The organism is Oscillatoria sp. HE19RPO (genome assembly GCF_024220515.1).
GTDB lineage: Bacteria > Cyanobacteriota > Cyanobacteriia > Cyanobacteriales > Laspinemataceae > Laspinema.
Genome location: NZ_JAMXOT010000151.1, coordinates 1 through 10,861, shown reverse-complemented (window position 1 = coordinate 10,861; position 10,861 = coordinate 1). Strand labels below are relative to the sequence as shown.

10 protein-coding genes are annotated in these 10,861 nt (G+C 50.3%); 5 read left to right on the top strand and 5 right to left on the bottom strand.

What is annotated here, in order from left to right:
• Positions 1 to 563: 563 nt before the first annotated feature.
• Positions 564 to 2,315, bottom strand: coding sequence for an NFACT family protein (locus tag NG833_RS14380; protein ID WP_254565978.1), 1,752 nt, complete (start codon positions 2,313 to 2,315; stop codon positions 564 to 566).
• A gap of 506 nt (positions 2,316 to 2,821) precedes the next feature.
• Between NG833_RS14380 and remA the strand changes: the two genes are divergently transcribed.
• Both remA and gmk read left to right on the top strand, forming a co-directional pair.
• The gene (gene remA, locus NG833_RS14375) at positions 2,822 to 3,073 is read left to right on the top strand and encodes an extracellular matrix/biofilm regulator RemA (RefSeq protein ID WP_015147197.1); all 252 of its coding nucleotides are present in this window, start codon (positions 2,822 to 2,824) and stop codon (positions 3,071 to 3,073) included.
• A 124-nt stretch (positions 3,074 to 3,197) separates the two neighbouring features.
• Positions 3,198 to 3,758 (top strand): guanylate kinase, encoded by a 561-nt coding sequence (gene gmk, locus NG833_RS14370; RefSeq protein WP_254565979.1) that lies wholly within the window; start codon positions 3,198 to 3,200, stop codon positions 3,756 to 3,758.
• Between the two features lie 310 nt (positions 3,759 to 4,068).
• On the opposite strand, the gene NG833_RS14365 is transcribed toward gmk, so the two are convergent.
• A complete protein-coding gene (locus NG833_RS14365) occupies positions 4,069 to 4,194 on the bottom strand; it encodes a Photosystem I reaction center subunit IX (protein ID WP_254565977.1) in 126 nt (41 codons plus the stop codon).
• A gap of 90 nt (positions 4,195 to 4,284) precedes the next feature.
• A complete protein-coding gene (locus NG833_RS14360; protein ID WP_254565976.1) occupies positions 4,285 to 4,767 on the bottom strand; it encodes a Photosystem I reaction center subunit III in 483 nt (160 codons plus the stop codon).
• A 286-nt stretch (positions 4,768 to 5,053) separates the two neighbouring features.
• Between NG833_RS14360 and tsaD the strand changes: the two genes are divergently transcribed.
• Complete coding sequence (tsaD, locus tag NG833_RS14355; RefSeq protein WP_254565975.1) at positions 5,054 to 6,109, top strand: tRNA (adenosine(37)-N6)-threonylcarbamoyltransferase complex transferase subunit TsaD; 1,056 nt, start codon at positions 5,054 to 5,056, stop codon at positions 6,107 to 6,109.
• A gap of 82 nt (positions 6,110 to 6,191) precedes the next feature.
• On the opposite strand, the gene NG833_RS14350 is transcribed toward tsaD, so the two are convergent.
• Both NG833_RS14350 and NG833_RS14345 read right to left on the bottom strand, forming a co-directional pair.
• The gene (locus NG833_RS14350; protein WP_254565974.1) at positions 6,192 to 7,049 is read right to left on the bottom strand and encodes an alpha/beta fold hydrolase; all 858 of its coding nucleotides are present in this window, start codon (positions 7,047 to 7,049) and stop codon (positions 6,192 to 6,194) included.
• Between the two features lie 352 nt (positions 7,050 to 7,401).
• The gene (locus tag NG833_RS14345) at positions 7,402 to 8,127 is read right to left on the bottom strand and encodes a hypothetical protein (protein ID WP_254565973.1); all 726 of its coding nucleotides are present in this window, start codon (positions 8,125 to 8,127) and stop codon (positions 7,402 to 7,404) included.
• Between the two features lie 724 nt (positions 8,128 to 8,851).
• Here NG833_RS14345 and NG833_RS14340 point away from each other — a divergent pair.
• Together NG833_RS14340 and argC are read left to right on the top strand one after the other, a co-directional pair.
• On the top strand, positions 8,852 to 9,382 hold the full coding sequence (locus NG833_RS14340) for a GNAT family N-acetyltransferase (protein ID WP_254565972.1): 531 nt from the start codon (positions 8,852 to 8,854) through the stop codon (positions 9,380 to 9,382).
• A 260-nt stretch (positions 9,383 to 9,642) separates the two neighbouring features.
• Positions 9,643 to 10,701: an N-acetyl-gamma-glutamyl-phosphate reductase gene (argC, locus tag NG833_RS14335; RefSeq protein ID WP_254565971.1), complete on the top strand. Its 1,059-nt coding sequence runs from the start codon at positions 9,643 to 9,645 to the stop codon at positions 10,699 to 10,701.
• Positions 10,702 to 10,861: the final 160 nt, after the last annotated feature.

Here is a 10,861-nt window from a genome sequence, read left to right as displayed (position 1 = left end):
TTTGGTTCATTCTCAGAAATTTGGTTAAGAAACCCGGTTTCTGAATCTGGGTGGGGGTTGAGAAACCGGGTTTCTGCGATAATTTTGGTTCCTTCTCAGAAATTTGGTCGAGAAACCCGGTTTCTGAATCTGGGTGGGGGGCTAGAAACCGGGTTTCTGCATAGATTTTGGTTCATTCTCAGAAATTTGGTTAAGAAACCCGGTTTCTGAATCTGGGTAGGGGGCTAGAAACCGGGTTTCTGCATAGATTTTGGTTCATTCTCAGAAATTTGGTTAAGAAACCCGGTTTCTGAATCTGGGTGGGGGGCTAGAAACCGGGTTTCTGCCTCAAAAGAAAAAAGACCAGCTAGAATTCTAGCTGGTCACCCTAAAAAAATACCCTTTGCGTTGTCGTTTCTTTTCGAGGAAATCCTCACTGCGCGTTCCCAACTTTGCAGAAGGCGATTGATTCTTAAATCTCTTCCTCAAGGCGTATTGTAACAGAAGACACGATCGCATCCTTCCGTATTTTTCCCTAGAGGTCAGTAAATTTTATCCAATCTTCTGACTTCCATAATCAAACATTAAGCCTGCGGGGTAAAATGCTGAGGACAGCCCCAGAGAATGCGCTCATGCTTATAAATGACCATTCCCGGTTTCGCCCCCTTGGGTTTATAAACATTTTTCGGTTCGGTGTACACCACCGGGACTTGCTCACTGTGACGGGCGCGGCTATAGTAAGCGGTTAAATCCGCTGCAAATTGTAAATCCGCTTCATCGGCAACTGCCCCCGGGGGTAGGCGTAACAACCCATGACTCCCGGCAATCTCTTGGGTGTGAAACCACAAGTCATAATCCGTCGCCACCCGAAAACTCAACACATCATTCTGGCGATTATTCCGCCCGATCAGCAGTTCAAACCCACTGGGAGAGACAAAGTGGTAAAACTCCGGGGTCGATTCCTGGGTTTGACGCTTGTACTCGGGGTCGCTGAGATATCCCTGCTGGATGAACTCTTCGCGAATTTCCGCCAATGCTTTTAAATCTGCCGGTTCCCGATAGTCATCGATTTGAGAAATAGCAACCTCAATCTGTTCTAAGTAGTCGATTTCCTGGCGAACCGCAGCGAGTAAGGGTTCGACAGCACCCCTTGCCCGTTTGAGTTTTTGGTGGCGTTTGTAGAGAGATTGAGCATTTTGGACGGCATTTTTTTCTAAATCTAGGGGAATGGTGACGGGTTCGCCGGTTTCAAAGTCGGGCAGGCCGATCGCCTTCATCCCCGGTTGCCACTCCTGCAAGTTCGCCATCAATAAATCCGCTTTTGCCCGATAGTCGTCCGCTTCGGAAGATTCTTGCAAGCGGTTTTCAAATCCCTGCCCTTTGACTCGCAATTTATTCAGGAGATTAGAGAGTTTTTGACTCAATTGATGGCGCAGTTGCTTAAAGTCAAACCGATTCAGTTCATCGGTATAGTATCGATTTAATAAGTCTTGAACTGACTTGAAATCCGGGGGTTCTGGATTGTGGTTCCAGTTGATGACTTGATATCCGGTTTCTGTCCAATGGGGATAGATTGCGGATAAATCGCCAGTTTGACAGGTTTGGATAAAGTTTAGCCATTGTTGCCAGGAAGCAAATAGGCGGTCCCAATCCTCCTGGGTCAGACTGTGGGTGGATTGTTCAAAGTCGAGTTTGGCAGAGGCGATCGCCGCTTTCACCAAATGAGAACTCAAACCCTGATAACTTTTCAGCATTTGCCGTCCCAAAGCATCCGGAATTAGGGCAATCCGTTCTTGCCAGCGCGATTGCGATTCCGTCAGACTGGGGATCGGGTCCGTCAAACTGGGAGGCAGGGCGTAGGGTGCGCCGGTGAGGATGGGGCGGATACTGGACTGCTTTTCGCTGACTTGATGGGCGGCAGTGACGATTTGATTGTCGGCATTGGCGAGGATGGCGTTACTGCGTTTGCCCATGATTTCGATATATAAATGCCAGAGGATCGGGTCCCCTGGACGTTTGGCAAATTGGAGGTCCAGGGCGCGTTCCCAGGGAGAGACGGGGGCGATCGCCACAAATGCCAAACCTCCCAGTTGATGGCGCAATTGGTCACTAAAGGTAAAAGTATCCGGTTTACGCGGGGGTGGGTCACTCAGATGCAACCTTGCAGCAGTGGGATGCCAGGAAACCGCCAACCATCCGCGCCCGGTGAGGGTGCGCAGGGCTAAAAAAATGGTATGGCGATCGCGCTGATAAACCTGTTCGAGTCGCGCCGGTAACCAAGTGGTTCGCAACTCGCTATAGGCGGCGATCAGGGTAGTCAAGTCAACAGGTTGCATCGCTAATGGTCCAAAATACCCGTAAATTTACAATCCAAGTCATCAAATTCTCAAAAAGCACCCCAAAACTCTCCATAATCCCTGAATTGCCTTGCCGATTGCAGGGGATTGTCGAGTTTGCCCAAATTTTGTAGATACTATGGAAATTAGAGCGCGATCGCGGTCAATCCCGCAAGAGTCTGAAATCCGTCAGGACTCTGGATGGCGATCGCAATTCGGCTCCTTCCAGGGAGGGCGATAGGAAATCCTAAATTCTGCCCCTATTCAGGGTATCATTCCCGGCTGCTGAATTCCGATTCCCGCTACTGTCTCTTGGGGAGGGCTATCCTATCCCACAAGCTGAAAAACCTCCCTGCTGAGGTTTACAGCATTTTTAGTAAAAATTTTCCCCGCAACCCGGGGACCGGAGGGGGTTCCCGAACCCGAAATCTCCTGATCTGTCATTTTTTGGGTTCAAACTGCTTTGAGAAGAAAAAACATTTTACATCCCGAGGACGGTCCTATTTATGGATATTCAACTGATTAATATCGGGTTTGGGAATATCATTTGTGCGAATCGAGTGATTGCCATTGTCAGTCCAGAATCGGCCCCCATCAAGCGAATTGTCACGGAGGCGCGGGAGGGGAATCGGCTGATTGATGCGACTTACGGACGGCGGACAAGGGCGGTGATTATTATGGATTCGAGTCACGTGATTCTTTCGTCAATTCAGCCGGAGACGGTTGCCAATCGGTTCGTTACCAGTAAAGATAGTTAATAAAATCTAGGAAAAGCTTGACTGGGTTCTCCAAGGGAGGCGGCGTTTCAGTTCTCTAACGTTCCGGCGGCCTGTTTTGGGAAGAGTGGGCAATTTTTGGGTCTAGGAAGGGATTATCTAAGTGATGCAGATGGGTCAATTAATTGTGTTTACGGGTCCGAGTGGGGTGGGGAAGGGAACGTTGCTGCGATCGCTGTTGGCACGTCATCCGGAATTGGAGTTGTCGATTTCGGTGACAACTCGTGCGCCTCGGGAGGGAGAAATTGAGGGGCGGCATTATTATTTTGTGAACCGAGAGCAATTTCAAGAGTTAATTGCTACAGGTCAATTGTTGGAATGGGCAGAATTTGCAGGAAATTGTTATGGGACTCCGAGAACCCCGGTGGAAGAGATGATCGCCCAGGGGAAATTAGTGGTTTTGGAAATAGAGTTAGAAGGGGCGAGGCAAGTTCGAGAAACGTTCCCCGGGGCGTTGCAGTTGTTTATTTTACCGCCTTCGCCGGAGGAGTTGGAACGGCGGATTCGGTTGAGGGGTCAGGATTCTGAGGAGGCGATCGCCCGTCGTCTGCATCGGGCTCAAGTGGAAATTGCTGCTGCCGATGAGTTTGATATTGTGATTGTGAATGATGATTTTGACCGGGCATTAGAGGCGATCGAGATGGCGTTATTTGCCCCAGTTTCCTAATGCAACTCCAAACAATAAAATAGCCACAACCCACACCCGTGCATGGTGGGGCTATACGAACAAAGCCTGCCTTCGCAGGCTACAAGAGTAAAGTAGGTGTTTCATCCCAAATCTGGTTCTAAAAAGTCAGTTTTCTCTATTAGCCCGCGCAGGCGGGCTTTGTCTGTATAGCCCCACCATGCACGGGTGCGGGTTTTTACTGTATGGGTCTTAAACAAAAAGCGATCGCCTCTATCTTTTCACATAGAAGCGATCGCTTTTTGTTTAAATCAATCCCAACGGGTCGGTCTTGATTGGTCTGTAGCCATCCTTAGAACGGAGGAACTAAGGCATCAGGATAGATGTTGTTGGCGATAATCAAGAGACTCGCTGTGAAGGACAACCATACCATTAATACAACTGGCCCGAGGGATAGAAACTTAACGAAAGAATCCATGAACGCTTCTCCTAAATCCAAGACAGGTTAATATTGAGATTTGAGATTTTAGACTATCTAAAATCTCAAATCACTTTCAACAGGGCTTTCCTAACGGGGAGAGACAGTAATCTCGTTATTTTTGGCCAGGAATTTACCACTGGTAAATTCTCCTAAAGCAGCCAAAGGCCAAACGGCACTACCTAAAGAACATTTGATTGCCAAAGGAATGTCAATGATAATTTCTTTTTCTTCAGCACTGCCGCTGCCACGAACGGCAATTAGATAGGAACGGCCAGCCCAGCCGATCCATCCTGCAATATAGAGAAATAGTAGGCTCGGAATGCCAAACTCATTAATGTGGGCCAAGTTGCCATCCACAATCAGATGAGGATAACCTTCAGGTCCACAGAGTAAGGTGGAATATTTCTCAAAGCGAGCTTTTGCACCTGGGGTTTTAGCATTCTTAGCCTTTTGGACGAATGCCGGATTCTCACTGCAAGGGGTGAGGTTTTGGTAGGAGTCAGCAGTTGCAGCAGGGGCAAAGCTGAACCAAAGGCAAATCGTCAGAACCAACGCGAACAATCGTCCCATAGAATTGTTTCCTTTTGTTACGAAACATCAAGATTGTTAACAAAACCGGAGGCTGCTTTGTTACTCGATCTAGTTTATCGATCTGTGGGTTCTTTTGCTCAAGCTGTGGGAGAAAGAGGGTTAAAGTCATTCTCCCCCGGACAGGAGGGCGACACCGAGGATCAAACGCGATCGGGTAAGAGCAGGTGAGTTCTGGGAACTTCCAGAAAATCATACTCTGCTAAGACAACCTCGTAAAGATTAAGCTAGGCAATAGTTAACCTAATATTCCAAAAATTACCAGCCAATGGCAACCGTTTTAGCAATTGAAACAAGTTGTGACGAAACTGCGGTAGCAATTGTAAAGAATCGTGAAGTGAGTAGTAATGTGGTTTCGTCGCAAATTGCAGTACATCAGCAGTATGGCGGCGTAGTTCCTGAAGTGGCCTCAAGGTCTCATTTAGAAGTCATTGATGGGGCGATCGCCCAAGCGTTAGCGGAAGCCCAACTCAGTTGGTCCGACATTGATGGCATCGCCGCCACCTGCACCCCGGGACTCGTCGGTGCTCTCTTAGTCGGCCTCACCGCTGGCAAAACCCTCGCCATGCTGCATCAAAAACCGTTTCTGGGCATCCATCACCTGGAAGGACATCTCTATGCCTCCTACCTCACCGAACCCAGCTTAGAACCCCCATTTATCTGCCTGTTAGTCTCCGGGGGTCATACCAGCTTGATTGATGTCCAAGCGGGGGGTGTTTATGAAACCTTGGGACAAACCCGGGATGATGCTGCCGGGGAAGCCTTTGATAAAGTAGCGCGATTGTTAAATCTGGGGTATCCCGGAGGGCCAATCATCGATCGCCTTGCCAAATCCGGGAACCCCAAAGCCTTTAAGCTACCCGAGGGCAAAATTGGACTGCCCTCCGGGGGGTATCATCCTTATGACACCAGTTTTAGTGGGTTGAAAACCGCTGTTTTAAGGTTGGTGGAGAAACTCAAAGCAACTGGGGAGGAACTGCCGGTTAACGATATAGCGGCCAGTTTTCAGGATACGGTAGCCAGAGCCTTAAGCAAACGGGCCATTGCCTGCGCCCGCGATCGCAGTCGGGATACCATCGTCATTGGGGGTGGAGTCGCGGCCAATAGCGCCCTGAGAGAACACCTGCTGGCGGATGCTGCCCCTCATAACTTGCGCGTGTTATTTCCCCCATTGAAATACTGCACCGATAACGCGGCGATGATTGCCTGTGCCGCAGCCGATCGCCTCAACCGAGGCGATCGCAGCCCCCTGACCACCGGCGCTCAATCTCGCATGGCCCTAACTGATGCCAACCAGCTTTATTTAGGGAACTCCAAAAAATAAAATCCCCAAAACGTTCGTCGTGACTCCGTTACTGAGTCATCTTCAAGAAACCCCTTCAGGGGTTACTACAAACCGCCTGGTCCTAACCATGATTCCCCAGAATCTGGCGAACTTCCGCCGCCACCACCTCCGGTTGCTCCACCATTGATAAATGGCCGCAGTCCGGAATTTCAATCACATTCATCCCCTCATCTTCAAAGAGGGAGTGAAAACTGGCCAAATGCCGAACATACTTGGGTTCCATCACCTTGTCCTTTGTGCCGGTGATGAAATAAACCGGCTGGGTGAGTTGGGAGACCAATTGAGGAAGGCGGTGGACCTCCACTTCCGTCGTGGAATCGAGCAAGGCCCCGATCGCCGCTTCTGGGTGAGCGATCACAAAATCCAGGAGTCTTTGCCTTGCCCAGTGACGAGGGAGGGGACGGGCAACACTATCGCGAGTAAATAACCAATCAATGCCTGGGAGATGGCACAGCCAACGGGGGCGCATTTTCACAAAGACCTGACCGGCAGCCCGGAAGCGCTCAAATTCTTCTTTAAGATAAATGCCGCCTCCGGAATTGACACAGAGCGCCCCTTTCACCTTAGCGGGGAGTTGAGAAGCGCCCCACAGGGCGATACTGCCCCCGAGGGAGTGACCAATCAGCCATGCGGTGGAGATATTGAGTTTGTCCAGCAAGACTTCCAAATCGCGGGCATAGGCGCTGGGAGTGTAGCCTGCATGGAACTGGGGGGTTGGGGGGGGATAGGGTTGAGAGTCCCCAAATCCGCGTAAGTCATAACAGAGGCACTGGTAATCTACCGACAGGCGATCGATTAGGGGTTGCCAATAGCGGCGGCTGAGGAGCCAACCGTGGATAAAGACCAGAACATGGGGAGAGGGGCGAGGGTCTGTGAGTTCATAAGCGTGAGGAACCCCCAGGATGTCAATCGTTTCCATGTTGTTATCAAGAGCGAAGAAATCGTCTGAATACAATCACTCAGGCGATCGCAGACGAGGGAGAAGCCAGCGATCGACACAGCCGGTCCAAGGGGACCACCACAGTAGCGGGAGGAGAATAAAGCCTCCTTCTGTTCAAAAATCGAAACCTTGGGTTTTCATACCCAATCCGGTTGTCTCAAGTCGATTTTCTCTTCAGCCGGCGTCGGCAGGCTATAGCCCAAGGGGCATGGCTTCGCTAACGTCCGGTGAGCCTCCACCCTTGAGGGTGTGGGTTTTTATAGACTTTGAGAACCGGATTCCGTATCAGAAGGTGGGATGGACTTGAGGATAGCTAGGGCCAAAGTGCCGATTAAAAGCGCCTCCCGAGCAGTCGCTGCCGCACGCCTTCAGCAATCTTTTGTCCGAGGTATTCGGGAATCAGACTTTCATTGGGTCCTAGTAAATACAAAATCAGGCGGGTGCGGCCCCGCCAAACCAGTAAATTCGCATTCACGACCAGCAAATCCTCTTGCCAGATGGCGTACATCACTTTATAGAACAATCCCGGCTGGTTATCGGCTTCAATCAGAAGGGCGGGAAGATGGAAAACCGGATCGACATAGAACTCGGTTTCCACGTCCTCTAAACCGGCATCCAGATTGAATTCGACCGCCAGCATCTCTTCCACTTCAAAGTGACCCGCCAAGGCTTCACGAACAGCCCGACAGACATTTTCTCCAGTCTTGTCTGTGAGTGCTTTACCCCCCCGAGACACCACCAACTTGATAAAGACCAACATCGGTGGATAAATTTGGCCGTAAAGACTCAGACTGTGGATCGTGAGCCCATAGGCAGCCAGAACCCCAAAAATGTCACTCAGCAAAAAAGATTGATTGCGGTAGGCAAAATGCAGAGCACTTTTGGTCCCTTCGGTTCTGAGTTCAATGACCGCTTGTTTAGTGCGGTAAAGCTGGTAGGCGAGCTTGAGGTTTTGGAGCTGAATTTCACTGCTGACAAATTGTTCGTAGAACTGCGGAAACGCTCGGTTAAAGCGTTTGAGCAGGTCCATCGTGGATGATTTTAAACCCGGTGCCATATTGGGGTGTGGGAGAACTCGCTAGATCCTGTCAAAAACACAAAGGAAGACAGCAGCCCAGGGTCCTTTACGATAAAGCAATAATTGGATGGCGAAAGCTATTAAAGTTTCGTCCTGTTTAACCCTAGCTGAAACTGTCATCCCCTGGGATCCGAGCCAATGCACGACTCGCAATGATATGCAAAGCAGCATCTCCCCCAACCCAAGGGTGGCCTGTTGACAAGTTTAAGCCGAGGCTAATCTCGGGGGACGGGTTGAGCCTCGGCTAATCTGGACAAAGGGGGCATACCCGGTCTCGTCAGCTCCCGATCGCAATTGGGGGCCTATATCAAGACAGGGGTGCATCAACTGGGCTGAGGTAGATTGCTATATTAATCCTATGCCATCATGGGGGACACTGCGCCGATCGCTACGGGGGATTGCGATTCTCTCGGTCTTTTGCCTGAAACTTAGGGCCATTCATCCCTCCTAGTCCTAGGGATTTCAGTGTAGCCATTTCCTTGATGGAAGGGTTAGCATCTTCCTGGCGATTCGGCGTAAGTCGCGACTTGCCACTGTACAATCATAAACGGGTACGCCATTCCGTTGCACCGTCAGGCAGCAGTTTATCGTTTGTTCAACCTCGCGATCGCCCTAAATAGGGTCGATCTCTTGGCATCCCATGCTTATCCTCGGTGGGGGATAGCGCTTGTCCACCCCGTTCTCCTACCCTAACCAAACCTTCATGGGTTTTTGGAAAAATTTATTTAGCGGTTCTGATACGTCTTCTGCGCCGATCGGGGCGCAAATCGAGGGATATCAATCTGCCGGGACGAGCGATCGCCCCGGCACCAATCCTCGTGTCTATTTCAGTACAGATCGAGATATCGACCTTTATGAACTAGAAGAACTCTGTGATGCAGTCGGCTGGTCTCGTCGCCCCCTGCGTAAAGTTAAAAAAGCAATTCAATACAGCTTTCTCGTGGTTTCTATGTGGGAAATGCGCGGCAAAACCCGTCGCTTGATCGGCTTCTCCCGCGCCACCTCAGACCACGCTTTTAATGCCACCATCTGGGATGTCGTGGTTCATCCCGAATACCAAGGCAAAGGGTTCGGCAAGTCCTTGATGAATTACACCATCAAGCGTCTGCGAAGTGAAGATATTAGCAATATCACCCTGTTTGCCGACCCTCATGTAGTCGAGTTCTACCGCACCTTGGGATTTATGTCCGATCCCGAGGGCATTAAAGGAATGTTTTGGTATCCCAATCGTTAGAAAGTCCCACCCAGGCCGCCGGTAGAGTATTTGATTCCCAGATGCAGGCCCTTGATTTTCTCACTGGGAATTTTTACTGATTCTCCCTGGGAAAAATCAAGGAGGACAGAGGGTTTCACCTTCTTTTGAACTAGGGCAGCAGGCATCCGTTCGGGAAAGTGGAAAAGCTGTAGGGATTTGTACGATCGCTTTTACCGTTTGATACTAGAATGCAACAGCTAGAGCGATCAAGATCTCTATATTTGGAGTGGAGTAAGGTGATGGGTGAATTAGAAACTATGCGGGTTGGCATTGTTGGGGCATCAGGATATGGTGGCGTCCAACTCGTTCGACTGATTAGAGATCATCCCCAACTGGATTTAGTGTACTTAGGTGGGGATAGCAGTGCCGGTAAACCCTTCTCGGACCTGTATCCCCATCTTTCTCAGGCCACTGACCTGATTATCGAGTCAGTGGATGTTGACACGATCGCCGATCGCTGTCAAGTGGTTTTTCTCTCGTTACCCAATGGGTTAGCCTACCAAATGGCCCCCCGGTTACTGGAAAAAGGCTGTAAGGTTCTCGATCTTTCCGCCGACTATCGATTTAGTAATTTAGAAACCTATAAAAATTGGTACGGTGGCGATCGCGCGGATGCCGAAACCGCTGCGGTGGCTGTCTATGGCTTGCCGGAATTATATCGCGATCGCATCAAGGATGCCCAACTCGTCGGCTGTGCCGGTTGCTATCCCACCGCCAGCATTCTCGCCTTGGCCCCCCTGCTCAAACAAGGCATGATTGTCCCTAATAGCGCCATCATTGACGCTAAATCAGGCATCTCCGGTGCCGGACGCCAAGCCAAAACCAATCTCCTCCTCGCCGAAGCGGATAACTCCGTCGCCGCTTATGGGGTAGGGCGTCATCGCCACACCCCAGAAATTGAGGCCATTGGCAGCGATCTCGCCGGACAGGATATCCTTGTCCAATTCACCCCCCACCTGATGCCGATGGTCCGGGGAATTCTCTCCACCGTCTACGCCACCCTCCGGGATCCCGGTCTAGTCCGGGAAGATTTGGTTACCATTTACACGGCATTTTATCGCAATAGTCCTTGGGTGCGGGTCCTCCCAGCAGGAGTCTACCCTCAAACCAAGTGGGCGATGAACAGTAATATGTGTTACCTCGGCGTCGAAATTGACCAACGGACCGATCGCGCGATCGTGATTTCTGCCATTGATAACCTCCTCAAAGGTCAAGCCGGTCAAGCCATCCAATGTCTGAACATTATGATGGGTTGGGATGAAACCCTCGGATTGCCCGAACTCGGTTTCTATCCCTAGGAATTAAGGCAAAAGGACTAAGGGAACTCCAAAAAATAAAATCCCCAAAAAACCCGCAGGCTGAAGCCTGGGGCTACACGGACAAAGCCCGCCTGCGCGGGCTAATACAGTCTTGTTAGGTGCTTAACCATCGGGATTTGGATGATTTATTTGTTGGAAC